The sequence below is a fragment of the Pseudomonas sp. NY5710 genome (genome assembly GCF_013305665.1).
GTDB lineage: Bacteria > Pseudomonadota > Gammaproteobacteria > Pseudomonadales > Pseudomonadaceae > Aquipseudomonas > Aquipseudomonas juntendi.
Window position 1 is genome coordinate 3,270,848 of record NZ_CP045554.1, and the last position, 23,281, is coordinate 3,294,128.

Annotated in this window: 21 protein-coding genes, 4 tRNA genes and 1 pseudogene; 8 read left to right on the forward strand and 18 right to left on the reverse strand. The window is 61.1% G+C overall.

What is annotated here, in order from left to right:
- Positions 1 to 40: 40 nt before the first annotated feature.
- The 4 genes from greB to GEV39_RS14975 form a co-directional block, all read right to left on the reverse strand.
- Positions 41 to 514 carry a transcription elongation factor GreB gene (greB, locus tag GEV39_RS14960; protein WP_173890053.1) on the reverse strand — a complete coding sequence of 158 codons (474 nt, stop codon included), beginning with the start codon at positions 512 to 514 and terminating at the stop codon, positions 41 to 43.
- A 10-nt stretch (positions 515 to 524) separates the two neighbouring features.
- Positions 525 to 833 carry a hypothetical protein gene (locus tag GEV39_RS14965; protein WP_173890055.1) on the reverse strand — a complete coding sequence of 103 codons (309 nt, stop codon included), beginning with the start codon at positions 831 to 833 and terminating at the stop codon, positions 525 to 527.
- A gap of 248 nt (positions 834 to 1,081) precedes the next feature.
- The gene (locus GEV39_RS14970) at positions 1,082 to 1,519 is read right to left on the reverse strand and encodes a DoxX family protein (RefSeq protein ID WP_173890057.1); all 438 of its coding nucleotides are present in this window, start codon (positions 1,517 to 1,519) and stop codon (positions 1,082 to 1,084) included.
- 113 nt (positions 1,520 to 1,632) lie between these two features.
- Positions 1,633 to 3,036, reverse strand: a complete 1,404-nt coding sequence (locus GEV39_RS14975; protein ID WP_173890059.1) for an MltF family protein — start codon at positions 3,034 to 3,036, stop codon at positions 1,633 to 1,635.
- A gap of 153 nt (positions 3,037 to 3,189) precedes the next feature.
- Between GEV39_RS14975 and GEV39_RS14980 the strand changes: the two genes are divergently transcribed.
- The 3 genes from GEV39_RS14980 to GEV39_RS14990 all read left to right on the forward strand — a co-directional run bounded on the left by GEV39_RS14980 (position 3,190) and on the right by GEV39_RS14990 (position 6,044).
- The gene (locus GEV39_RS14980; RefSeq protein ID WP_173890061.1) at positions 3,190 to 3,984 is read left to right on the forward strand and encodes a TatD family hydrolase; all 795 of its coding nucleotides are present in this window, start codon (positions 3,190 to 3,192) and stop codon (positions 3,982 to 3,984) included.
- A 138-nt stretch (positions 3,985 to 4,122) separates the two neighbouring features.
- On the forward strand, positions 4,123 to 5,601 hold the full coding sequence (locus tag GEV39_RS14985) for a methyl-accepting chemotaxis protein (RefSeq protein ID WP_173890078.1): 1,479 nt from the start codon (positions 4,123 to 4,125) through the stop codon (positions 5,599 to 5,601).
- Positions 5,602 to 5,675: 74 nt separating this feature from the next.
- The gene (locus GEV39_RS14990) at positions 5,676 to 6,044 is read left to right on the forward strand and encodes an Mpo1-like protein (protein ID WP_173890080.1); all 369 of its coding nucleotides are present in this window, start codon (positions 5,676 to 5,678) and stop codon (positions 6,042 to 6,044) included.
- A 23-nt stretch (positions 6,045 to 6,067) separates the two neighbouring features.
- Here GEV39_RS14990 and GEV39_RS14995 read toward each other — a convergent pair whose 3' ends face one another.
- The 3 genes from GEV39_RS14995 to GEV39_RS15005 all read right to left on the reverse strand — a co-directional run bounded on the left by GEV39_RS14995 (position 6,068) and on the right by GEV39_RS15005 (position 8,015).
- The gene (locus tag GEV39_RS14995; RefSeq protein ID WP_173890082.1) at positions 6,068 to 6,865 is read right to left on the reverse strand and encodes an acyl-CoA thioesterase; all 798 of its coding nucleotides are present in this window, start codon (positions 6,863 to 6,865) and stop codon (positions 6,068 to 6,070) included.
- 77 nt (positions 6,866 to 6,942) lie between these two features.
- A complete protein-coding gene (locus tag GEV39_RS15000; protein WP_173890084.1) occupies positions 6,943 to 7,722 on the reverse strand; it encodes a CHAD domain-containing protein in 780 nt (259 codons plus the stop codon).
- A 14-nt stretch (positions 7,723 to 7,736) separates the two neighbouring features.
- Complete coding sequence (locus GEV39_RS15005; RefSeq protein WP_003259403.1) at positions 7,737 to 8,015, reverse strand: hypothetical protein; 279 nt, start codon at positions 8,013 to 8,015, stop codon at positions 7,737 to 7,739.
- A gap of 178 nt (positions 8,016 to 8,193) precedes the next feature.
- On the opposite strand from GEV39_RS15005, the gene GEV39_RS15010 reads away from it, so the two are divergent.
- Positions 8,194 to 9,234, forward strand: coding sequence for a patatin-like phospholipase family protein (locus GEV39_RS15010; RefSeq protein WP_173890085.1), 1,041 nt, complete (start codon positions 8,194 to 8,196; stop codon positions 9,232 to 9,234).
- A gap of 66 nt (positions 9,235 to 9,300) precedes the next feature.
- On the opposite strand, the gene GEV39_RS15015 is transcribed toward GEV39_RS15010, so the two are convergent.
- The 11 genes from GEV39_RS15015 to GEV39_RS15065 all read right to left on the reverse strand — a co-directional run bounded on the left by GEV39_RS15015 (position 9,301) and on the right by GEV39_RS15065 (position 18,961).
- The gene (locus GEV39_RS15015; RefSeq protein WP_173890087.1) at positions 9,301 to 11,172 is read right to left on the reverse strand and encodes a SurA N-terminal domain-containing protein; all 1,872 of its coding nucleotides are present in this window, start codon (positions 11,170 to 11,172) and stop codon (positions 9,301 to 9,303) included.
- A 180-nt stretch (positions 11,173 to 11,352) separates the two neighbouring features.
- Positions 11,353 to 11,625 (reverse strand): nucleoid-associated protein HU-beta, encoded by a 273-nt coding sequence (gene hupB, locus GEV39_RS15020; protein ID WP_173890089.1) that lies wholly within the window; start codon positions 11,623 to 11,625, stop codon positions 11,353 to 11,355.
- A gap of 152 nt (positions 11,626 to 11,777) precedes the next feature.
- Entirely contained in the window at positions 11,778 to 14,174 is a 2,397-nt protein-coding gene (gene lon / locus GEV39_RS15025) for an endopeptidase La (RefSeq protein ID WP_173890091.1), read from the reverse strand.
- A 163-nt stretch (positions 14,175 to 14,337) separates the two neighbouring features.
- The gene (gene clpX / locus GEV39_RS15030; RefSeq protein WP_173890093.1) at positions 14,338 to 15,621 is read right to left on the reverse strand and encodes an ATP-dependent Clp protease ATP-binding subunit ClpX; all 1,284 of its coding nucleotides are present in this window, start codon (positions 15,619 to 15,621) and stop codon (positions 14,338 to 14,340) included.
- Positions 15,622 to 15,729: 108 nt separating this feature from the next.
- On the reverse strand, positions 15,730 to 16,371 hold the full coding sequence (gene clpP, locus GEV39_RS15035; protein WP_009683825.1) for an ATP-dependent Clp endopeptidase proteolytic subunit ClpP: 642 nt from the start codon (positions 16,369 to 16,371) through the stop codon (positions 15,730 to 15,732).
- Between the two features lie 92 nt (positions 16,372 to 16,463).
- Positions 16,464 to 17,777, reverse strand: a complete 1,314-nt coding sequence (gene tig, locus GEV39_RS15040) for a trigger factor (RefSeq protein WP_173890095.1) — start codon at positions 17,775 to 17,777, stop codon at positions 16,464 to 16,466.
- 246 nt (positions 17,778 to 18,023) lie between these two features.
- Positions 18,024 to 18,323 carry a DUF6388 family protein gene (locus GEV39_RS15045; RefSeq protein ID WP_173890097.1) on the reverse strand — a complete coding sequence of 100 codons (300 nt, stop codon included), beginning with the start codon at positions 18,321 to 18,323 and terminating at the stop codon, positions 18,024 to 18,026.
- 196 nt (positions 18,324 to 18,519) lie between these two features.
- Positions 18,520 to 18,595, reverse strand: a tRNA-His gene (locus GEV39_RS15050).
- Positions 18,596 to 18,631: 36 nt separating this feature from the next.
- Positions 18,632 to 18,716: transfer RNA gene (locus GEV39_RS15055), tRNA-Leu, on the reverse strand.
- Positions 18,717 to 18,767: 51 nt separating this feature from the next.
- Positions 18,768 to 18,843 (reverse strand) — tRNA-His (locus tag GEV39_RS15060).
- A gap of 41 nt (positions 18,844 to 18,884) precedes the next feature.
- Positions 18,885 to 18,961, reverse strand: a tRNA-Arg gene (locus GEV39_RS15065).
- Between the two features lie 270 nt (positions 18,962 to 19,231).
- Between GEV39_RS15065 and folD the strand changes: the two genes are divergently transcribed.
- The 4 genes and pseudogenes from folD (at position 19,232) to GEV39_RS15085 (ending at position 23,269) form a co-directional block, all read left to right on the forward strand.
- The gene (gene folD, locus GEV39_RS15070; protein ID WP_173890099.1) at positions 19,232 to 20,086 is read left to right on the forward strand and encodes a bifunctional methylenetetrahydrofolate dehydrogenase/methenyltetrahydrofolate cyclohydrolase FolD; all 855 of its coding nucleotides are present in this window, start codon (positions 19,232 to 19,234) and stop codon (positions 20,084 to 20,086) included.
- Positions 20,087 to 20,523: 437 nt separating this feature from the next.
- Entirely contained in the window at positions 20,524 to 21,834 is a 1,311-nt protein-coding gene (locus GEV39_RS15075) for a C4-dicarboxylate transporter DctA (protein WP_009682642.1), read from the forward strand.
- Positions 21,835 to 21,878: 44 nt separating this feature from the next.
- Complete coding sequence (locus tag GEV39_RS15080; RefSeq protein WP_173890101.1) at positions 21,879 to 22,583, forward strand: FadR/GntR family transcriptional regulator; 705 nt, start codon at positions 21,879 to 21,881, stop codon at positions 22,581 to 22,583.
- Between the two features lie 16 nt (positions 22,584 to 22,599).
- Positions 22,600 to 23,269: pseudogene (locus tag GEV39_RS15085) on the forward strand (GntR family transcriptional regulator).
- Positions 23,270 to 23,281 lie beyond the last annotated feature (12 nt).

Genomic DNA, 23,281 nt, shown 5'->3' on the forward strand with positions numbered 1-23,281 from the left:
GTGCAGGCCCGGCATCCGGGCCTGCACAAGCAGCCTCAATTCACTGCCCATAGCTGATGCTGTTCACATACCAGGTGGCTTCACCGGTAGGTGTGTGTACCAGCACTTCGTCACCCTCCTGCTTCTTCAGCAAGGCGCGGGCCATGGGTGAGTCGATCGAGATGTAGTCATTGCGCCCGTAGATCTCGTCATAACCCACGATGCGAAACTTCATGGTCTCGCCGTCGTCGTTCTCGACCTCGACCCAGGCACCGAAAAACACCTTGCCTTCCTGCTCGGGCGAATAGGCCACCACCTTCACATCCTCAAGACGCTTGCGCAAATACCGCACCCGGCGGTCGATCTCGCGCAGCAGCTTCTTGTTGTACTGGTAGTCGGCATTCTCGCTACGGTCCCCAAGCGACGCCGCCCAGGTGACCTTCTGGGTGATCTCGGGGCGATAGACCCGCCACAGGTGGTCCAGCTCTTCCTTCAGCGCCGCGTGGCCTTCGGTGGTGATGATGTTGGTACTCAACAGGCGCTCCTCAGCGGCGGGTGATCAGGCCCTGGCGCGCGATACGGGTGAGGTGGCCGATGACCTCGGCAGCGTCCTGCGGGCCGGGCGACTGAATGACCGCGAGGTCGAAACGGTCCTGCCCATACTGCGCAAGATTGCAGGTGTCATCGGCGAACTGGATCAGGAATGCGCGTGCCTGGCCCTTGCGCCGGGACAGGCCTTCGAGGTGACGCAAAAGAGTGGGCTGATGCTGGCCGCCGAGCAGGATGCGCGGCGTGCGGGACGCCTGGTGTGCAGGCAGAGGGCTCAAACAGACACTGGTACGTGGGCAACTCATGGTGCTTCTCTCCGCCTCGCGAATCCCGCTGGGCAGCGGTGGGAGGCGTCACCGAACCAGCGCTTTAGCGGTATTTCGGATGAGCCGCACAAGGGGCTTTCCTGCGCCCCGCAAGTAGCTGTTTAAATCGGCGCAGGCGGTATGCTAGAGCGATGAGCTTCAAGTTGCAAGCGAGAAGCCGCAAGCAGAAGCAGGCCGAAGAAAGGCCCGCCCTTGCTTGCGGCTTGTCGCTCACAGCTTGCAACGGGTCAGCGGGCGATCAGGCGGTCCAGCGAGAAGCGCCCGGCGCCTTCGATCATCACGGCAACGGTACCGGCGAGCAGCGCCAGGGCAAACTCGTAGCCGTTGTTGGACATGAACAAGCCATTGCCAATGTGAACCGAGAAAATCGCCACTATCAGGGTTACGCTCAGTGCCAGTGCCGCCGGGCGCGCCAGCAGCCCCAGCACCAGGGCCAAGCCGCCGAAGAACTCGGCGCTACCGGACAACAGGGCCATCAGATAACCCGGCGCCAGGCCGATGCTTTCCATCCACTGGCCGGTGCCTTCCAGGCCATAGCCGCCAAACATGCCGAACAGCTTTTGCGCACCATGCGCCATGAAGATGATGCCGACCAGTATACGGATAATGCTCAGGCCGGCGCCGGCACGGGTGGAAAACAGGGCATTGAGCGTGGTGTTGTTCATAGCGAAGCGTCCTTGAGGCGGTGCAGTTGTGTTGAGATGGACGCCATCTTAATCAGTTTAGCAGATATTAAAATCGCAAAAAACCCAGCCTACTCATCTATGAATTCGATACTTCATCGCTTGGTTAAACGCTCAAGCGCGGCACGCTCGCGGTTGAATGCCAGGTAGTACTTGTTGACACTGTTGACGAAGTTCACCGGCCCCATGCCCACCTGCTCCATGGCAATACGCTCGGTCTGGAAGAACCATTGATTGCCATTGAGCCCGCGTCGGCGAGCTTCGGCGCGCATGGCCTGAACGCGTTCGGGGCCAAGGTTGTACGCAGCAAGCACGAACGCAATGCGCTCGCGCTCGTTGATCTTGGGGCTGGCGAAAAACGTGCGGCGGATCAGCGCCAGGTAACGCGCGCTGGCCAGCACGTTGCCGTCTACCGTGGCCGTGTTGCTCACCCCCACACGCAGGGCTGCTGTCGGGGTGATCTGCATCAGCCCGTGGGCGCCACCGCTGCCGCGTGCGGCCGGGTTCAGCGTCGACTCCTTGAACGCCAGCGCCGCTAGGTTCAGCCAGTCGATCTGTTGCGCCTGCCCATGCTTCTGCAACACCGCCCGCAGCGCTGCCAGACGCCGGCGGTCCTTGCTGGCCAACGGGTTGTGCACCCGATACTGGCGGCGGTAAATCCGCTCGAACGCGGCATCCTGGTTGTCTGGCGCCCGATAACCCTTGAGGAAACGATCGACTGCAGCGAGCAGCTGCGGCGCATCACGCCCCACATACCAGCGCATGGCCTGCGGCGGCCCCAATCGCACACCGCTGTGCAGGCGAAGGCGCGGCATCACCCGCGCCCAACGCCGAGCGATTGGCTGCTCCACCACAGTCAGGTGGTAGATGCCGGCCTGAACCATCTCCAGCACATCTTCCACGGCCAGTGTCGGGTCGACCCACTCCACCTTGATCGGCGGCCGCTTGCGCAGGGCCAATTGCTGGTTGGCCTGCTGGATGAATGGGCCCGCCGCGCTGGCAGTGGTCAGTGCCACGGTTCGCCCCGACAGCTGCTCGAGCTTGCTGAAGCTGCGCTCGCCTTTGCGCCCAACCAGTGTTAGCGGCACATGATCGAGTAGCGGTGCGCTGCTGCTGACACCCCGTACAGTGCCGGGGTCCAGCAGCTCGCCCGGTGCAGCAAGGTCGCCCTCGCCACGCGCCAGGGCGCCGAGCAATTGCTCCTTGGCCCGCGGTATGAGCTGAAGCTCGATCTGTTGATCGTCGTCGCTGCGCGCGTTGAGGAAGTGTTCCAGGGCGCGCAGGCGGTAATACTCGATGCCGACCGGTTCACCCTTGACCTCGCCCGAGCTATTGCGGCTTTGGTTGACCAGCACCCGCAGCACCTTGCTGCTGCGGATCTGCTGCAAGTCGCGAACCTTGGCGGGCGCAGGGTTCTGTTGCGGCCCTTGGGTTTGCGCAAGGGCGGCCCCGGACAAGACCAGCCCGAGCGCCAACAGGAAAGTGAGCCAGAATCGCATGCGCAAAAAGATCCATTCGGGGGCGGCATACAGGGTCGCACGCCAAGTGATAAATGACGGAAAAAGACCCCGGACACAGCATGAAGTTCTTGGTTTTGTTCAGAAAAACCCGGTTTTTGCTATGCTGGCCGCTCCGCGGCACGAGATACCACCATGCAACTGATCGATATCGGCGTCAACCTGACCAACAGCAGCTTCCACGACCAGCAGGCGGCCGTCGTCGAGCGCGCCATCGAAGCCGGGGTGACCCAGATGGTGCTGACGGGCACCAGCCTGGCAGTCAGCGAACAGGCACTGGAGCTGTGCCAGCAACTGGACGCCAGTGGCGCGCATCTGTTTGCCACTGCCGGCGTGCACCCCCACGATGCCAAGGCATGGGAGGCCGGTAGCGAAGGCCGGCTGCGCCAACTGCTAAGCGAGGCACGGGTACGTGCTGTGGGCGAATGCGGCCTGGACTTCAACCGTGATTTCTCCCCTCGGCCCCTGCAAGAAAAAGCCCTGGAAGCCCAGTTGGCGCTGGCCGTTGAGCTACGCCTGCCGGTGTTCCTGCATGAGCGCGATGCCAGCGAGCGCTTGCTGGCCATTCTCAAGGATTACCGCGACCATCTGAGCGCGGCGGTCGTGCATTGTTTCACTGGGGAGCGTGAGGCGCTGTTCGCCTACCTCGACATGGACCTGCACATCGGTATCACCGGCTGGATATGCGACGAGCGCCGGGGAACGCACCTGCACGCGCTGGTGGGCAACATTGCCGAAGGCCGGCTGATGCTGGAAAGCGATGCCCCCTACCTGCTACCCCGCACCCTGCGCCCCAAACCCAAGAACGGCCGCAATGAGCCGGCCTTCTTGCCGCACGTACTGCATGAAGTAGCCTTGCACCGGGGTGAATCGGTCGAACATACGGCAGCGCACACCACAGCCACGGCACGGGCGTTCTTCCAGATCTGAGCTGGCGGGGCCGGTTGAGGCAGGAGAACAACACCGTTGTTTTTTCTTGATACAAGTCAACAACGGCTCTGGCACGAGCCGGGACAATGATGGCACCTTGCCGATATTGTTTTCGCTCAACTCAGAGAAGACCTGCCCATGGGTGCCTGGCTTAGCAATGTTTCCTTGAAGTACAAGTTCTGGGCCGTCAACGCGGTGGCCTTTGTCACGACCTTGCTGCTGGTGTTGTATGCCGTGCACCTGGAGCAACGCGCCCGCGCCGAGGTGGCCCAGGTACAGGCGGTGCAGCAAGCCGAGCTGCTGGCTGCCTGGCCAAGCCAGCAGCCAATACCGCGCCATGCCAATGTGATTAGCTGGTCAGCCGGGCAAACACCTACCTTTGCCGGTGAACCGCTCGAGCGCCTGCGCGACGGCCAGGGCTGGGTGGACCTGCCAAGTGCCTGGGTGCTGGGCGACAACCCGCTGCGTGGCGCACAGGTCGTGCACAAGGGCGATCAGTACATGGCGGTAGTGGCCCAGTCGCCCAGCCTGCGCCAGGTGTTCTTCGAACGCTTCAGCAATTACGCGGTATGTGTCCTGATTCTGATGCTGGCCATGCTCGCTGCCTCGCAACTGCTCATCCGCTTTCTGCTCAGCCAGCTCAATACCCTCAAGGATGTGATGCTGCACGTGGAAAAAACCGGCGACCTGGCAGCCCGTGTGCCACTGGCCTGTGGTGACGAGGTCGGCCAGATGGCCGGTGCCTTCAATGCCATGCAGGCCACTTACCACCGCGTCGTCAGCACCGTCGCCCACACTGCCGCGCAGCTGGACTCAGGCGCTGCGCGCCTGGCCGCCAGCATGAACGATGTGCGCCACGGCATGCTTGGCCAGCAAAGCGAGACCGACCAGGCGGCCACCGCCATCAACGAAATGTCGGCAACCGTGCACCACATCGCCCAGCATGCTGGCGCTACCCGTGACCTGTCCCAAACCGCCGACACCCTGGCCGGCAGCGGCAAAGAGGTGGTAAGCCGGGTACAGGATTCGATTGCCGGGCTGTCCAGCGGTGTTCAGCAAACCGCCGAGATGATTCGCCAGTTGGCCGATGACAGTCAGAACATCAACGGGGTCGTCAATGTGATTCACAGCATCGCCGAACAAACCAACCTGCTTGCGCTCAACGCCGCCATCGAAGCCGCACGCGCCGGCGACCTAGGGCGCGGGTTTGCCGTGGTCGCCGATGAGGTGCGCAACCTGGCCAAGCGCGTGCAAACCTCCACTGACGAAATCACCACAATGGTCTCGGCTTTGCAGTCGGGTACCCGTGATGCGGTGGAGTTCATGCAGGAAAGTTCGTACAAGGCTGACGATTGCGTGCGCCAGGCTCAGGAAGCCGGTGCAGCCCTGGCCGAGATCACCGGTGCCGTGGCGCAGATGCGCGAGAGCAACACGCAGATTGCCGTGGCAGCCGAGCAACAAAGCCAGGTGGCCGAGGAAATGAACCGCGCGGTGGTGAGCATTCGTGACGTCACCGAACAGACCGTGCAACAGACGGTGGGCTCGGCCACCACCAGTAGCGAGCTGGCGACCTTGGCCGGGGCGCTCAACAAGGCCATCGGCCAGCTCAAGCTATAGCTACCATAGCCAGCCTCGATTGACCCCCATGCGCGGGCAGCACTAAGCTTTGGGCATTGGATGAGGAAATGCCCATGAGTAAACGTCTGCCCAACCTGCCCGCCTGGCAATGGCGCGGCTACCACCACAACCACCGTCACCCGACCAACCTGGTATTGCACCTGATTGCCGTCCCGTTGTTCATCCTGGGCGCGCTGCTGGTACTGTCGGGCCTGTTCGGGCTCGACTTGAGCCAGATCGCGGTGGGTATCATTGCCTTGGTTGCCGGCTTGGGCCTGCAGCGCCAGGGCCACCGCCTGGAAGCCCAGCGACCTGAGCCGTTCGCTAACCGCCAGGATGCCGTGCAGCGGCTGCTGACGGAGCAGTTCATCACCTTTCCGCGCTTTGTTCTCAGTGGCGCCTGGCTGAAGGCATGGCGGGAGCGTCACAAGCACCGACGCTGAGCCGATGGTCCGGTGCCGGCTTGTCAGGCGAACACGGTGACAGTCTGCCGGCTCAGCGCCAGCAATTCACCTTGGGCGGTCCACAGTGCTGCTGCCGCATGGCCATAGCCATCCCGGGCATATTCGGTCTCAACGCAATAGCGGCACCAGTCCTGGGTAGAGACCTTGACCACAGGCTGAATGAACTCGATCGTCCAGGTCAGCGTGCTGCCAGCTGCGGGTTGCTTCAGGAACGGCATCAGGCTCGGCGGCCATGCATCGACCAAGGCAAGCAGGTGCGCTTCATTGACGCTTTCTTCGGCGACATCGCGCAAGCGCACCCAACCGCCCATCTTCCTCGACTGATTACCACTGAACGGCAGCCCGCCCACCGCCCAGCGCAAGGCCACATGGCGCATGAATTCCGGCGTGACCCCCTTGATATAGGGCAGCTCCGGAGCCGCCTCTTCGAGTGCCTTCATTTCCGTGGCCGGTAACGCCGGCACCTGCACGACCGAAGGCCGCCCTGCCCCGAAGCTGCCTTGTACCACCGTCACCACCTGGCCTGCCTGCACCGCGCGGCCAAGCAAGGTACTGACCGCCTTGCCCTCGCGCAGCACCTCCACCTCGAAGCGGATGGGTATATCTGCCGCTGCAGGGGCCACGAAGGTGATGGCCAGGGAGCGCGCTGGGCGGCTGTCACACAGCTTGAGGCGCATCGCCTCGTACACAAGGGCCGCCATGAGGCCGCCAAAGGCCGCTCGGCCTTGCGCCCAGGTCGGCGGAATGCTGACTGCGTCGGGGTTGGCCCGCACGGCGTCGAGCAGTTGATTGAAATTCATGGGCCGGCTCCTGCCTGCGGCGAAAAGGGTGTGCCCATCCTAGCCAGCAAACGCGGGACGAACAGCCCCTATTTCGGTCATTTCCCGGGCTGGCGCCGTGCAATGGCCTTGGCCAGCGCGGCCAAGGTCACATCGGCTCGTTGCTCGGCCTCCTGCAACTGCTGCTGCCAAACGGCTTGGCAGGGTGCCAGGTCGGCGTGCTCACGCGCCTGTAGCAACCACTGCAGGCGATCGTGCCAGTCGCCCAGGTCGGCTTGCGCTTTTTTCAGCAGACGCTGCAGTTTCTGGTTGGCATGCTGGAGTTGCGGGTAGGCCTCGTCGCCATAGCGCGCACGCTTGATCAGCAAACGTAGGCGGTGACGGTCGTGCTTGGGGTCCTGCAAGGCTTGGTGCAGTTTGCGCCACTGCTTGACCAAACGCTTGTCGATGCGTTTGCCCAATGCCTTGGCCAAGCCTTCGCGGCCAGCTGCGCGCAGGAACAGTGGAAAGGCGTCGACAATCGCCAGCACCCGGGCCAGCTGCTGGCTGTGGGCAACGCTGGCGTAGGTACTGCCGCGGCCTTGCATGCGGCGTTGCCCAGCTTCGGTGTAACCGCTACCGATCAGTTGCGCTGCCAGAACTTCCTGGTCACGCAAGGGCGTGGTCAGAGCCCCCAGCGCGCTTGCAGCGGCCTCCAGCTGCTCCACGCCTGGCAGCGCCCTCAAGGGCCGTAGCAGGCTGCGCAGCCGCCGTACGGCAATGCGCAGGTCATGCAGGGCCTCGCTGTCGGTATCGGCAGCCAGACGTTCGCGACACGCCAGCAGGCGAACCTGCAAGGCCAGTATCTGGGCAACGACGGAGTCAAGCATGCCAGACATGGAACGCTCCTCGATCAACGCCCGGCGCGGGACTCACGAATGTAGAAGCGCGCCTTCTCGGCTTTACGGGTGCAACTTTCATAACCTTCAAACTGCTGCTGGGTTTTAGCACCGGTCAGCAATGACAAAGCCTTGGAATAACTCACGGCCCCGGCAAAGCCTTCGGCCTTGGCCAGGTCAAGCTCCTTCCAGGCGGCATCCAGCTGGGTCGCACAACTTTCTCGGTAGGCCGTCTTGCCTGCGCAGCCGGCAAGGGCCAGAGCAATCAGGGGAAGGCAAATCCAGGCTTTCATCGTTGATACCTCAAGGAAAAAAACGGTGGCATTTCGACGCCCCGGCAGTTCAAAAGTGCCCTGCCCGGTAGGCTTTGCCAAAGCGGTTTTACTACAGTAGCTGCACACAATCTACATTGAAGCAGAGGCGACGATGGGTGCATTGTAGAAGCATGATGGCACTGGCCGGGGAAAGTTGATGAGTAAACGCGTGGCGCTGGTACTGGGATCGGGCGGGGCCCGAGGGTATGCACACATTGGCGTGATCGAGGAAATCGAGCGCCGGGGTTACGATATCGCCTGCATCGCTGGTTGCTCCATGGGTGCGGTCATCGGTGGCATCTACGCCGCCGGCAAGCTGGATGAGTACCGCAACTGGATCGAGAGCCTCGACTATCTGGATGTGTTGCGCCTGGTGGATGTCAGCTTTCGCCTGGGCGCCATTCGCGGTGACAAGGTGTTCGGGCAGATCCGCAAGATCGTGGGCGAGATCAATATCGAGCAACTACGCATCCCCTACACGGCGGTTGCCGCCGACCTGACCAACCAGCAGGAAATCTGGTTTCAGGAGGGCTGCCTGCACCAGGCCATGCGCGCCTCGGCGGCCATTCCCAGCCTGTTTACGCCGGTAATGCAGGGCAACCGCATGCTGGTTGATGGCGGTATCCTGAACCCGCTGCCGATCGTACCGGTGGTGTCCAGCCATTGCGACCTGATCATCGCAGTCAACCTCAACGCCACCAACCAGAAGCAGTACCAGCTGCCCGTGATCGAGCGCCCGGCAGCGTTCAAGATGCGCTTCGATGCCTTGCTCAGTTCATTGGGCGCACACCTGCCGTTCCGGCGCAAACCGGCCGAAGAATTGATCCGCATCGAACAGGAAATCGTCGCCGAAGGGTTGGCACAGCCTAACCCATGGCAAAGCGAAACCGCCAGCCCGGACGCACAGCAGCCGGCGGCTGCGCCAGAGCGCGAAGGCGCGCCGAAGTCGGCTACCGGTTCGTTCATCATCGACAACGTGGGCCCAGCCTCGCTGCTGGACTTGATCAACCAGAGTTTCGAGGTCATGCAGACCTCATTGGCGCAGTACAAGATCGCCGGCTATCCGCCGGATGTGCTGATCAACGTGCCGAAACGGGTATGCCGGTTCTTTGAATTCTACAAGGCGCCCGAGCTGATCGCCTTGGGGCGCGAGATCGCGCGGGACACGCTGGATAATCATGAAGGGGTGAAGCGCTAGGCCGGAGCAGGCAACAGAAACAGAACGGGCCGCACTAGGCGGCCCGTTCGTCATGCAGCGATCACGTCAGTAACGGGTGATGTCGGCATTGGCTTCCAGCTGCTTGCGGTAGGCCGCGAAGTCTTGCTGGCCGGCCCGCGAGGCGAGGTAGCGGCGAATCTGCTGCTTCTCTTCGTCGGTGGCGGTAGTGCCTTCGTTGACGCCGTTGAGCTGCAGCACCACCAGGCTACCGTCACGCAGCACGATGCTGCCATACACCGGCTTGTCCTTGGCTTGCGGTTTCGCCAGGCGGAACAGCGCCTGCAGCTCCTCAGGATCGATGCCTTCCTCACCGCGGGTCACGGCTTCGTGGGTTTTCCAGCCCTGGCCCTCATGCACACTGCCAGCAGCAATGGAACCGTCGCGCAGGCCGGCGATCAGCTTGTCCGCCTTGGCCTTGAGTTCGGCCGTGGCCTTCTCCTTGGCCAGGTGCTCGCGGATATTCTGGGCCACTGCCTCCAGCGGCAGTTGCTCAGGCTTGCGGTGCTCCTTGACACGCAGTACCACGGTGGTTTCCGGGTCGAGCTCGATGGCGGTACTGTTGGCCCCCTCATCCAGCACTTCTTCGGAAAACGCAGCCTGCACCACCGAACGGTTGGCAGTGATGCCTTCGCCGCCTTCGCGACCGAATGGTGCAGAAGTGTGTACCTTGAGGTTCAGGTCCTGGGCCGGCTGGGCCAGGTCGGAAGCCTCATAGGCAGCATCTTGCAGCTGCTTGCTGGCATCCACGTAACGCTGCTCGACCAGTGGGGTCTTCAGATCACGGGTAAGCTTGTCCTTCAGGCTGGCGAAGCTCGGCACTTCTGGCGCCTGTACGCCCAACAGCTTGATCAGGTGGTAACCGAACTGGGTACGCACCGGCGCCGATACCTGGCCATCCTGCAGCTTGTACAGCGCCTCTTCGAAGGCCGGGTCGTACACACCCGGGCCGGCGAAACCAAGGTCACCACCGTTGCCGGCCGAACCCGGGTCCTGGGAGAACTCCTTGGCCAGGGTGGCAAAGCTCTCACCCTTGGCCAGGCGCTGCTCGATCTCTTCGGCACGGGCCTTGGCCTGTGCGTCGCTGACCTTGTCGTTCACTTCGATCAGGATGTGCGCCGCGTGGCGTTGCTCGGCGAGGTTGGCGATTTCCTTCTCGTACTGTGCCTTGAGCTCTTCGTCGGTCACCTTGACCTGGTCGAAGTAGGCAGACTTTTTCAGCTCGATGTAGTCGATCACCACCTGGTCAGGCGACATGAATTCCTTGGCGTGCTGGTCATAGTGCGCCTTGACCTCGGCGTCGCTGACCTTGACCGCAGCCGGGTCGGCCTTGAAGGTCAGGGAGGCGAAGTCGCGGGTCTGCTTCTCGAGGCGGGCGAAGGCATCGACCTGCTGGTCGGTGACGAAGCTGCTGCCGGCCAGGCCGGTGCGCAACTGGCCGATGAGCATTTCCTCGGCCAGCATGTCGCGGAACTGCATGCGGCCATAACCCATCTGGCGAATGACCTGGTCGAAGCGGTCGGCGCTGAATTTACCGTCTACCTGGAACTCCGGCGTTTGCAGGATCACCTGATCCAGCGCGGCATCGGAGAAGGCGAACTTGGCGTCCTCAGCGCCCTGCAGCAAGAGCTTGCGGCTGATCAGGCCCTTGAGGGCCTCTTCACGCAACAGTTTTTCATCCAGCAGCGCTGGGTCGAAGTCCTTGCCCAGCTGTTGCATCAGCTGGCGGCGCTGCATGTCGGCCGCCTGGCTCAGCTCGTTCTGGCTGATGGTCTGGCCGTTCACCTTGGCGGCGTCCTGGCTATGTGTGGCGGCCTGAAAAATGGCTTCGAAACCGGTCAACGCCATCAATACGACGATTAGGCCGATGATGGACTTGGCAATCCAACCTTGTGAATTGTCCCTGATATTTTGCAGCATGCGTCCCCCAGAAACGGCTGTACCACTGCGTCGACAACCGCGGAGCGTGGGTAGAATCCTGATAAAAGAAAGGCGCATCCGAGGATGCGCCTTTGCTTAGCAAACGTGTCAGGCGGGAACGTTTGCGCCCCGCCATCAGCGTGCTCGGACCTGGCCTGGCCGGGTCCGGCTGAAGACGACTTAGTTGACGGCGTCTTTCAGGCCTTTGCCTGCCTTGAAACCTGGAACCTTGGCGGCTTCAATCTTGATCGCCTTGCCGGTTTGTGGGTTACGGCCAGTACGCTCGGCGCGCTCTTTGACCGAGAAGGTTCCGAAGCCAACCAGAACGACGTCGTCGCCTGCTTTCAGGGCACCGGTTACGGACTCGATCACAGCGTCCAAAGCTTTACCTGCAGCAGCTTTGGAAATGTCAGCCGATGCGGCGATAGCGTCAATCAGTTCCGACTTGTTCACTCTAAGTCCCCTTATTTCTCTATTGAGTTTGTTTCTAAGTATGTAATGGAAAGCTTACGAAACGTACGTTGGGAGGCTTGTTGACAATAACGAGCCGCTTTATAGCAAGGCCTCGAAAAAACTGTCAAGGAAAGCCTCCCAGACAAAAACCACTAATGCGTGCTGATTCTTTCCTTGGCATCGCCGTCGCGCTTCTCTTCTTTCGCGACGATCTCGGGAGCCACATCTGGCAAGGGCTCCGGGGCGTATTGCAGCGCAATTTGCAGGACTTCGTCAATCCATTTAACGGGTTTGATCTGCAGATCCTGTTTGATATTTTCCGGAATTTCCTTCAGATCGCGAACGTTCTCCTCCGGAATGATGACCGTCTTGATACCGCCCCGGTGTGCTGCCAGCAGTTTTTCCTTCAACCCGCCAATTGCCAGCACCTGGCCGCGCAAGGTGATTTCACCCGTCATGGCGACATCAGCGCGCACCGGGATCTGCGTAAGGGCAGAGACCAACGCCGTGCACATGCCGATACCGGCACTCGGGCCGTCTTTCGGCGTGGCCCCTTCGGGCATGTGGATGTGCACGTCGTGCTTCTCGTGGAAACCGGCGGCTATACCCAGGCTGTGGGCGCGGCTGCGCACCACGGTTTGCGCGGCGGTGATCGATTCGACCATGACATCGCCCAGCGAACCCGTCTTGATCAGTTGGCCTTTGCCCGGGATGACCACGGCTTCGATGGTCAGCAACTCGCCGCCCACCTGGGTCCAGGCCAGGCCGGTAACCTGGCCGATCTGGTCTTGCTGCTCAGCCAGGCCGTAACGGAACTTGCGCACGCCCAGCAGGTGCTCCAGCTGCTCGCTGGCCACCTTGACCTTGACCTGCTTCTGCCCGGTATGTTCCTTGACCACTTTACGGCAGACTTTGGCGATCTGCCGCTCCAGGCCACGCACACCGGCCTCACGGGTGTAGAAGCGGATGATGTCGCGAATCGCCGAGACATCGACCTCCAACTCGTCTTTCTTCAAGCCGTTTGCCTTGACCTGCTTGGGCACCAGGTACTTGATGGCGATGTTGATCTTCTCGTCCTCGGTGTACCCCGGCAGGCGGATGATTTCCATGCGGTCCAGCAGCGCCGGTGGAATGTTCATCGAGTTCGAGGTGCACAGGAACATGACGTCCGAGAGGTCGTAGTCGACCTCAAGGTAATGGTCGTTGAAGTTGTGGTTCTGCTCCGGGTCGAGCACTTCGAGCAACGCCGAGGCAGGGTCGCCACGCATGTCGCTGCCCATCTTGTCGATTTCGTCGAGCAGGAACAGCGGGTTGCGCACACCCACCTTGGTCATCTTCTGGATCAGGCGGCCAGGCATCGAACCGATGTAGGTACGACGGTGACCACGGATCTCGGCTTCGTCACGTACCCCGCCCAGTGCCATGCGCACGAACTTGCGGTTGGTGGCGGTGGCGATCGATTCGGCGAGCGAGGTCTTGCCGACGCCGGGTGGGCCTACCAGGCACAGCACAGGACCGCGGATTTTCTTCACCCGTTTCTGTACGGCGAGGTACTCGAGGATGCGCTCCTTGACCTCTTCCAGACCATAATGGTCGGCATCAAGGATTTCCTCGGCCTTGGCCAGGTCCAGGCGGACTTTGCTCTGCGCCTTCCACGGCACCTGCACCAGCCAGTCGAGGTAAGAGCGCACCACGGTGGCTTCGGCCGACATGGGCGACATCTGCTTGAGTTTGTTGAGCTCAGCCTGGGCCTTGGTCAAGGCATCCTTGGGCAGGCCGGCAGCTTCGATGCGCTTTTTCAGCTCCTCGACTTCGTTGTGACCTTCGTCACCATCGCCGAGCTCTTTCTGAATGGCCTTCATCTGCTCATTCAGGTAGTACTCGCGCTGGCTGCGCTCCATCTGCTTCTTGACCCGACCGCGAATGCGCTTTTCCACCTGCAAAAGGTCGATTTCGGCATCCAGCAGTGCCAGCACGTGTTCCACGCGGGCGGTGAGGTCGACAATTTCGAGGATTTCCTGCTTCTGCTCGATTTTCAGGGCCATGTGCGCAGCCATGGTATCGACCAGCCGCCCTGGCTCTTCGATGCTGTTCAGCGACGACAGCACTTCGGCAGGGACTTTTTTGCCCAGCTGCACGTACTGCTCGAACTGCGACAGCAGCGTGCGCACGAAAACTTCCGACTCGCGCTCGGCAGAGTCGGTTTCGTCGATCAGCGAAACTTCGGCACGGATGTGCCCTTCCACTTCGGTGAAGCGCTCGACCGCGCCGCGCTGCTCGCCTTCGACCAGCACCTTGACGGTACCATCAGGCAGCTTCAACAGTTGCAGCACGGTGGCCACGGTACCGACACGGTACAAGGCGTCTTCGCCAGGGTCATCATCGGCTGGGTTTTTCTGGGCCAGCAGAAGGATCTGCTTTTCGCCCGTCATCGCTGCCTCGAGGGCTTCGATGGACTTTTCACGCCCCACAAACAGCGGGATAACCATGTGCGGGTATACAACGACATCGCGCAATGGCAAAAGAGGCAAGTCGAGGGTGGTCTTCATGATTTCGCCTCTACAGCGGCCTTGTGGCCGGAAACCGGTGGAAATGATGCTTGGACCTAATGTGGGGGCAGGCTGTGGAAATTACAAGCATCAGCTCAGGAAAAGCATGAAGGGGCCCGTAGGCCCCTTCATACTTGCAACCACAGACTGGCCTTTGCCTGTATCAGGCGTCTGGCGCAGCCTTGGCTTGCGGTTCACTGTTCTCGTAGATCATCAGCGGCTGAGAAGTGCCGTCGATGACGCTCTCGTCGATCACCACCTTGCTGACATCCTTCTGCGAAGGGATCTCGTACATGGTGTCGAGCAGCACGCCTTCGAGAATCGAACGCAGGCCACGGGCGCCGGTTTTGCGCTCCAGAGCCTTGCGTGCCACGGCCTTGAGTGCATCGCTGCGGAACTCCAGGTCGACGCTTTCCATCTCGAACAGCTTTGCATACTGCTTGGTGAGGGCGTTCTTCGGCTCGGTGAGGATCTGCATCAACGCAGCCTCGTCCAGCTCGTCCAGGGTAGCCAGCACCGGCAGGCGGCCGACGAACTCCGGAATCAGGCCAAACTTGACCAGATCGTCCGGCTCGACCTCACGCAGGGACTCGCCAACCTTCTTGCCCTCTTCTTTGCTACGCACCTCAGCGCCGAAACCGATGCCACCTTTGGTGGACCGATTCTGGATGACCTTTTCTAGGCCCGAGAACGCGCCACCGCAGATGAACAGGATGTTGCGGGTGTCAACCTGCAGGAACTCCTGTTGCGGGTGCTTGCGCCCCCCTTGCGGTGGTACCGAGGCCACGGTCCCTTCGATCAGCTTCAACAGCGCCTGCTGCACACCCTCGCCCGAGACGTCACGGGTGATGGACGGGTTGTCCGACTTGCGCGAGATCTTGTCGATTTCGTCGATGTAGACAATGCCCATCTGGGCCTTTTCCACGTCGTAGTCGCACTTCTGCAACAGCTTCTGAATGATGTTCTCGACGTCCTCACCCACATAACCGGCCTCGGTCAGGGTGGTGGCGTCGGCAATGGTGAACGGTACGTTCAACAGGCGTGCCAGGGTTTCGGCGAGCAGGGTCTTGCCCGAGCCGGTAGGCCCGATGAGCAGGATGTTGCTCTTGCCCAGTTCGACTTCGTCACCCTTCTTGTCACGCTGGTTCAGGCGCTTGTAGTGGTTGTACACCGCTACAGCCAGCACCTTTTTCGCGCGCTCCTGACCAATGACATACTGGTCCAGGATGCCGCTGATTTCTTTCGGCGAAGGCAATTTGTGCGCGCTGCTCTCGGCCTGGGCTTCCTGCACCTCCTCACGGATGATGTCATTGCACAGGTCGACGCACTCGTCGCAGATAAATACCGAGGGCCCGGCAATCAATTTGCGCACTTCGTGCTGGCTTTTGCCGCAGAAGGAGCAATAGAGCAATTTGCCGCTGTCCTCGCCGTTACGGGTGTCAGTCATTCGATCGATCCAATCCGGTAGGCTTGCAACACAAGATGAAGGCAATTGCGGGCTTTTTCAAGTCCGCAGGTGGGCGCTTTGGGCACCCACCTGCTCTGACCCCCCGGTTCAGGAGGCCAGTTGCCGCTTGTCGTAGACCGAGTCGATCAGGCCATACTCGGCTGCGCGCGAGGCGCTCATGAAGTTGTCACGTTCGGTGTCACGCTTGATGGTCTCGAGATCCTGGCCGGTGTGGTAGGCCAGCAACTCGTTCAGGCGCGCCTTGATATTGAGGATTTCCTGGGCATGGATCTCGATATCGGTCGCTTGGCCCTGGAAGCCGCCCAGCGGCTGGTGAATCATCACGCGCGAGTTCGGCAGGCAGTGACGCTTGCCCTTGGCACCTGCGGCCAGCAGGAAGGCGCCCATGCTGCAGGCCTGGCCGATGCAGATGGTCGAGACGTCCGGCTTGATGAACTGCATGGTGTCGTAGATCGACATGCCCGCGGTGACGGAGCCGCCCGGGGAGTTGATGTAGAGATGGATATCCTTGTCCGGGTTTTCCGCTTCGAGGAACAGCATCTGCGCTACGACCAGGTTGGCCATGTAGTCTTCAACCGGGCCAACCAGGAAAATCACTCGCTCCTTCAACAGGCGCGAATAGATGTCGTACGCACGCTCGCCACGGGCGGACTGCTCGATAACCATCGGGACCAGGCCGCCTGCGGCCTGGATGTCAGAGCTCTGCTGAATATAAGAATTGCGGGACATGTCCTGCGCTCACTCCCAAATAGTCATGGCTTGATAACGCACAAGCCAGCTCGAAGGCTGGCTTGTGGGGTTTTCCTACGAGAGAAAACGTATTACTCAGCTTCGGCAGGAGCCTGGGCTGGTTTTACGGCATCTTCGTACGAGACCGACTTGTCGGTCACAGTCGCTTTCTGCAGAACAGTATCTACAACTTGCTCTTCCAGCACAACCGAACGCACTTCGTTCATTTGCTGGTCGTTCTTGTAGTACCAAGCGATGACCTGCTCAGGCTCCTGGTAAGCCGAAGCCATTTCTTCGATCATCTCGCGCACCTTGGCATCGTCCGGCTTGAGCTCGAACTGCTTGACCACTTCGGCGACGATCAGACCCAGCACTACACGGCGCTTGGCTTGCTCTTCGAACAGCTCGGCAGGCAGCTGGTCAGGCTTGATGTTGCCACCGAACTGCTGAACAGCCTGGACGCGCAGACGGTTGACTTCGTTTTCCAGCAGGGCCTTCGGTGCTTCGATCGGGTTGGCGGCCAGCAGACCGTCCATGACCTGGTTCTTCACCTTGGTCTTGATTGCCTGGCGCAGCTCACGCTCCATGTTCTTGCGAACTTCGGCGCGGAAGCCTTCCAGGGTCGATTCCTTGATACCGAACTGGGCGAAGAACTCTTCGTTCAGCTCAGGCAGCACAGGGGCCGAAACGCTGTTGACGGTGATGGTGAACTCGGCGGCTTTGCCGGCCAGGTCCAGGTTCTGGTAGTCCTCTGGGAAGGTCACGTTGACAACGCGCTCTTCGCCAGCCTTGGCGCCCACCAGACCGTCTTCGAAGCCCGGGATCATGCGGCCGGAACCCAGTACCAACTGGGTGTCTTTGGCAGAGCCACCGGCGAACGCTTCACCGTCGACCTTGCCAACGAAATCGATGTTGACCTGGTCGTCGTTCTGCGCGGCGCGCTCGACAGCTTCGAAGCGGGTGTTCTGCTTGCGCAGCACTTCCAGCATGTTGTCCAGGTCGGCGTCGGCCACTTCGGCGCTCAGGCGCTCGACGTTGATCGACTCCAGGCCGGAAACGGTGAACTCCGGGAACACTTCGAAGATGGCGACGAACTCCAGGTCCTTGCCTTTTTCGAACGACTTGGGTTCAACGGACGGGGCACCTGCAGGGTTCAGCTTCTGCTCAACGATGGCCTCATAGAAGGAAGCCTGGACCAGATCACCGAACGCCTCCTGGCGTGCATCGGCTTCGAAGCGCTGACGGATCACGCTCATTGGCACCTTGCCTGGGCGGAAGCCGGCAACCTTGGCGCGCTTGGCAGTCTGTTGCAGACGCTTGTTGACTTCGTTCTCGACGCGCTCGGCCGGAACGGCGATGGTCATGCGGCGCTCGAGAGCGGAAGTGTTTTCAACAGAAATTTGCATGGATATTCCTCGTTGCACAGACGTTAGCCGGCGTTAGCCCGACTCCAGAATCAAGGGCAAGCATTCTAGTGAGTCGCGCGGCAGAAGTCACCCCACACGGGACGACGGGAAACCACGCCGGTCGATTAGCTTTCAAGGCCCGCACGGCGCGCCGCCGAGCCTCCTTCATCAAGAGCGGCACCCTGCCCATGGCGCAGTGCAGCCGTAATAACTTGTCAAACAACTGCCAGTGGCGATTCGCTGCCTTTATTCAGGGTCGATTTCGTTGAACTGGCAGTATTCTTCCCACTCCAGGCCCAGCGCCTCGGCGACCTCGCGGTGCGTTTCAAGGCGCATGGCGTGCAACTGTTCCGGGCTTTCGGCTATCAGTTGCAGCGCCAGCTCCCAGGGCTGCAGCCCCTGCTCCTGGGCCATATCTTCGAACGCCCACTCGATCTGCTGGGCCTGCTCGCGCGCATCCAGCTCGCGAATTTCCTCGAGCAGCTGCGGGTTGGCTTCGGCAAAGCGCTGCAGCGCCAAGGCCTGACGGGCTTCTTTTGCAATCATCGGGCTGTTCCTCTGCCGGCCAACTGGGCCGGCGCTTCAACCGGCTGAAATCTAACAGCTTTTATTGGGCTGCCACCAGAGCATTGCAAGGGGAGAATCACGAAGAATTTGTGCTGAACCTTGCAGTACCGACATGACGGAGCAATGAAAGCAAAAAAGGCGCCTGGTCTCACGACCAAGGCGCCTCTTTAAAATATGGGGTGGACGATGGGAATCGAACCCACGACAACTGGAATCACAATCCAGCGCTCTACCAACTGAGCTACGCCCACCATAGTGCGGTGTTACGGTACAACCTTACAAAAACATGGTGCGGACGAAGAGACTCGAACTCTTACAGCTTGCGCCGCTGGAACCTAAATCCAGTGTGTCTACCAATTTCACCACGTCCGCGTAACGCTTAAAACAAAGGCGCCAGATGCTATCGAGGCGCCTTCGAAAATATGGGGTGGACGATGGGAATCGAACCCACGACAACTGGAATCACAATCCAGCGCTCTACCAACTGAGCTACGCCCACCATATTGCATTACAGCCAACTTGCTTGCCAAAGCTGCCTAATGGCGCACCCGGCAGGACTCGAACCTGCGACCATCCGCTTAGAAGGCGGATGCTCTATCCAGCTGAGCTACGGGCGCTTAAGCTTCAAGCCTAACCGAACAAGTATTCAACAGCTAACTGCCAAACGACCCATTCTGCCCGACTTAGCCAACCAGTGCTAGGCTGTGCCCGACAAGTGCGGCGAATCTTATAGGCGACCCCGAAAGTCGTCAACACCTTTTTCAAAAAAATTTAAATTATTTAAGGGCTTAGGGGATTTGCCCGACCACCCGCCTTTGCCCTTCGCCCATGTCGTGCGAGAATGCGCGCTCTTTATTGTTTCCTTCTCGATGGTTAATCACGCGTCTATGACTGCACACCTAATCGATGGCAAGGCAATCGCCGCCAGCCTGCGCCAGCAGATCGCTCAACGTGTCGTGGAGCGTCGCCAGCAAGGCCTGCGTACGCCGGGCCTGGCGGTGATCCTGGTCGGCACCGACCCCGCCTCCCAAGTCTATGTCTCGCACAAGCGCAAGGACTGCGAAGAGGTCGGCTTCATTTCGCAGGCTTTCGACCTGCCCGCCGCGACCACGCAAGAAGCCCTGACCGAGCTGATCGACCGTCTTAACGACGACCCGGCCGTCGACGGCATTCTGCTGCAGTTGCCGCTGCCGGCGCACCTGGAGGCGTCGCTGCTGCTCGAGCGCATTCGCCCTGACAAAGACGTGGACGGCTTCCACCCGTACAACATCGGCCGCCTGGCCCAGCGTATTCCGCTGCTGCGCCCCTGCACACCAAAAGGCATCATGACCCTGCTGGAAAGTACCGGCCAGGATCTGTACGGCATGAACGCCGTCATCGTCGGCGCTTCCAACATCGTTGGCCGCCCAATGGCCATGGAGCTGCTGCTGGCCGGCTGCACCGTGACTGTTTGCCACCGCTTTACCAAGGACTTGGCCGGCCATGTCGGCCGCGCCGATCTGGTGGTGGTAGCCGCAGGCAAGCCGGGCCTGGTCAAAGGAGAGTGGATCAAGGAAGGCGCCATCGTGATCGACGTGGGCATCAACCGCCAGGCAGATGGCAAGCTGGTCGGCGATGTGGTCTACGAGACTGCCCTGCCCCGCGCCGGCTGGATCACCCCAGTGCCGGGCGGAGTTGGACCGATGACCCGGGCGTGCCTGCTGGAAAACACACTGTACGCGGCGCAAGAGCTGCACAAGTAAAGCAAGTAAAGATTGCACATGGCGAAAACGGCACCTCTGGCAGGTGCCGTTTTTTTTGCCCGGTTTCAAGGGCTTGGGCTTGATGCAACCTGGAGAAAGGCCAAACGCACAGCGCAATTGGCAGGGAGCTTGCATTGGCCGTATGGGTCGGCCCTGTTCGAATCTGGTTCAAGGGTATCACCGGCACCGGGGGGCGTGTTCGCTCACGTGCCCTGCTCAAACCACGAACTTTACGCCGCGCACCGAACTAGAGCGCGGCAGGCCCACTCGCCCCATAACTGGTCAGACCGGTAAGGCCAAAAACCCTTGCAAAGAACGATTTTTCGCGCTTTTATGGCCTGGCGCTGAACAAACCGGTAAGACCACAATAATTAAGTCCTGCGCTCTTTCGCCCCGTGCGGCTACCGAAGCAAGGACACCGATCTGAGACTTCTCCCATGCTCAAATGGTGCTCGCGTTCGATATTCCTGCAAGTCGTGCTTGGCCTTGCCCTCGGCATTGCCTGCGGCCTCAGCTTCCCCGACCTTTCGTTACAACTAAAACCCCTCGGCGACGGCTTCATCAAGCTGATCAAGATGCTCATCGGCCTGATCGTGTTCTGCGTGGTGGTCAGTGGTATCTCGGGCGCGGGCGACCTGAAAAAGGTCGGGCGCATCGGCTTGAAGTCGGTGATCTACTTTGAAGTGCTGACCACCCTGGCGTTGGTGATCGGCCTGGTATTCGCCTTCAGCAGCGGCATCGGCAGCGGCGCCAATATTCACCTGGACCAACTGTCCAGTGCTGATGCCAGCAGCCTGGCCGAGCGCGGTCAACACATCCATGGCGCCGCGGCGTTCTTCATGGACCTGATCCCTACCTCGGTGATCGGCGCCTTCGCCGACAACAACATCCTTCAGGTGCTGCTGTTTTCGGTGCTGTTCGGCAGCGCATTGAACCTGGTGGGCGACTCGGCCGCCGGCATTTCGCGGCTGATCAACGAACTGAGCCATGTGATCTTCCGCATCATGGGCATGATCGTGCGCCTGGCGCCGATCGGTGTATTCGGTGCCATCGCCTTCACCACCAGCAAGTACGGCCTGGAATCGCTGCAGCACCTGGGCGGCCTGGTAGCGCTGTTCTACCTGACCTGTGCAGGCTTCGTGCTGATCGTGCTGGGTACCGTGATGCGCCTGTCGGGCCTGAAACTGCTGCCACTGATCAAGTACCTGCGTGAAGAGCTGACCATCGTGCTGGGCACCGCCTCTTCCGACGCCGTTCTGCCGCAGATCATGCGCAAGCTGGAACACCTGGGCATCGGCAGTTCCACGGTGGGGTTGGTGATTCCCACCGGCTACTCGTTCAACCTGGACGGTTTCTCCATCTACCTGACGCTGGCCATCGTGTTCATCGCCAACGCCACCGGCACACCGCTGGAGATGACTGACCTGCTGACCATTCTGCTGGTGTCGCTGGTAACTTCGAAAGGCGCGCACGGCATCCCTGGCTCGGCGCTGGTGATCCTGGCGGCCACGTTGACTGCCGTACCGGCAATTCCGGTTGTCGGCCTGGTGCTGGTACTTGCGGTGGACTGGTTCATGGGCATCGGCCGGGCATTGACTAACCTGATCGGCAACTGTGTAGCCACCGTGGCAATTGCCCGTTGGGAAAAGGACATCGACCTGGAGCGTGCCAACAACGTACTGGCAGGCAAACCCGGCTTTGCCCCGTTGCCACGCAAACAGCCCAATGCCCATCAGCAGGAATTCTGAGTGAACGTGGCCGGCACTGATGCCGGCCCTTCAAGGAGCGAACCGTGATCAGCTCATCGACCGTCGTCAACTCAGTGGTGGAAAAACTCCGCCAGGCCCTGGCCCGCGGCCAGTGGCGCAGCGGCGACATGCTGCCGGGCCAGCGCGAGCTGGCTGAACAACTGGGCATCAGCCGGCCCAGCCTGCGCGAAGCGGTAACCGTGCTGGAAACCCTGGGCCTGGTGCGCGCGCTGCCGGGCAAGGGCGTGCTGGTGCTGGATGCCGAAGCTGCCGCCCTTGAGCCGGGGCTCGATACCAGCGCCGCCGCCAGCCTGGCTGATGTACTGGAACTGCGCTACACCCTTGAACCGTTCATCGTCGGCCTGGTGGCACAATCGGCCAACAGCCAGGACATTGGCCAGTTGCGCCTCACCCTGATGGACATGCGCGAAGCGCTGGAGGCCGATGACAGCGAAGCTGGGGTCAGGGCCTATATCGCTTTCCATGAGGCCCTCTTCGCCCTGACCACCAACCCGATCTTCCAAAGTGTCGTGCAGCAGACCGGCAACGCCCTTAAACAGAGCGCCGACATGCTGCGCAATTCACCGGAGCATCTGGCCGCAAGGCTGAAGGAGAACGAGGCAGTGGTACGCGCCATTCGCGAACGCAACAGTGCCCTTGCCAGTGCCCAGATGCGCCAGCACATCCTGGCCGAAGGCTCGCGCATGGGCATCCCGCTGAACATCCCGGAAGAACACCTGCATCCATGACCTGAGGAGAGCGACCATGAACGCCGCCCCCCACTTGCCTGCCCTGCTCGCGGCCGGCGAAACCCGCCTGTCGGCCGAGCAAATCTACCCACGGCTATTCGACGCCATTCTCGAACAGCGCCTGCCCCCCCGGCAGCCTGCTGCCCGAGCAGGCGTTGGGCCAGGCCTTTGGGGTCAGCCGTACTGTAATCCGCCGCGTGCTCGGGCGCCTGTGTGATCAGCAAGTGGTGGTGCAGCGCCCCAGCCACACCGCGCACCTGGCAGCGCCCGGCCCCGAGCAAGCGCGGCAGGTACTTAGTGCCCGGCGGTTGGCGGAGACCACCCTGATCACCCTGGCCGCACAGCGCGCACGCCCTGCGCAGATACGTCAACTGCGCCAGTTGGTTGAACGTGAGCGCCAGCACCATGAAAGTGGCGAGCGCTGCGCGGCGATCCGTCTGGGTGGCGAGTTCCACCTCAAACTGGCGCAAGTGGCGGCCAATGCGCCCTTGGCACGGTTTCTCAACGGCCTGGTCCCGATGACCTCGCTGATCATTGCCCGCTACGAATCGCCGTGCTGCGAACATTGTGCGTGGGAAGAGCATGCGGCGATCATCGATGCCGTGGAGCAAGGCGATGCCGAGGCGGCATTGGGGCTGATGCACACCCACCTCGACCGGCTGGAAGAGAAACTCGACCTGGCGTAGCCCGAGCGCAAA

Bases quoted from the DNA above. Each gene is read 5' to 3' on its own strand.
- GEV39_RS14965 (WP_173890055.1), bottom strand. From the start codon at position 833: ATGAGTTGCCCACGTACCAGTGTCTGTTTGAGCCCTCTGCCTGCACAC.
- GEV39_RS14970 (WP_173890057.1), bottom strand. From the start codon at position 1,519: ATGAACAACACCACGCTCAATGCCCTGTTTTCCACCCGTGCCGGCGCC.
- GEV39_RS14975 (WP_173890059.1), bottom strand. From the start codon at position 3,036: ATGCGATTCTGGCTCACTTTCCTGTTGGCGCTCGGGCTGGTCTTGTCC.
- GEV39_RS14980 (WP_173890061.1), top strand. From the start codon at position 3,190: ATGCAACTGATCGATATCGGCGTCAACCTGACCAACAGCAGCTTCCAC.
- GEV39_RS14985 (WP_173890078.1), top strand. From the start codon at position 4,123: ATGGGTGCCTGGCTTAGCAATGTTTCCTTGAAGTACAAGTTCTGGGCC.
- GEV39_RS14990 (WP_173890080.1), top strand. From the start codon at position 5,676: ATGAGTAAACGTCTGCCCAACCTGCCCGCCTGGCAATGGCGCGGCTAC.
- GEV39_RS14995 (WP_173890082.1), bottom strand. From the start codon at position 6,865: ATGAATTTCAATCAACTGCTCGACGCCGTGCGGGCCAACCCCGACGCA.
- GEV39_RS15000 (WP_173890084.1), bottom strand. From the start codon at position 7,722: ATGTCTGGCATGCTTGACTCCGTCGTTGCCCAGATACTGGCCTTGCAG.
- GEV39_RS15005 (WP_003259403.1), bottom strand. From the start codon at position 8,015: ATGAAAGCCTGGATTTGCCTTCCCCTGATTGCTCTGGCCCTTGCCGGC.
- GEV39_RS15010 (WP_173890085.1), top strand. From the start codon at position 8,194: ATGAGTAAACGCGTGGCGCTGGTACTGGGATCGGGCGGGGCCCGAGGG.
- GEV39_RS15015 (WP_173890087.1), bottom strand. From the start codon at position 11,172: ATGCTGCAAAATATCAGGGACAATTCACAAGGTTGGATTGCCAAGTCC.
- lon (WP_173890091.1), bottom strand. From the start codon at position 14,174: ATGAAGACCACCCTCGACTTGCCTCTTTTGCCATTGCGCGATGTCGTT.
- clpX (WP_173890093.1), bottom strand. From the start codon at position 15,621: ATGACTGACACCCGTAACGGCGAGGACAGCGGCAAATTGCTCTATTGC.
- clpP (WP_009683825.1), bottom strand. From the start codon at position 16,371: ATGTCCCGCAATTCTTATATTCAGCAGAGCTCTGACATCCAGGCCGCA.
- tig (WP_173890095.1), bottom strand. From the start codon at position 17,777: ATGCAAATTTCTGTTGAAAACACTTCCGCTCTCGAGCGCCGCATGACC.
- GEV39_RS15045 (WP_173890097.1), bottom strand. From the start codon at position 18,323: ATGATTGCAAAAGAAGCCCGTCAGGCCTTGGCGCTGCAGCGCTTTGCC.
- folD (WP_173890099.1), top strand. From the start codon at position 19,232: ATGACTGCACACCTAATCGATGGCAAGGCAATCGCCGCCAGCCTGCGC.
- GEV39_RS15075 (WP_009682642.1), top strand. From the start codon at position 20,524: ATGCTCAAATGGTGCTCGCGTTCGATATTCCTGCAAGTCGTGCTTGGC.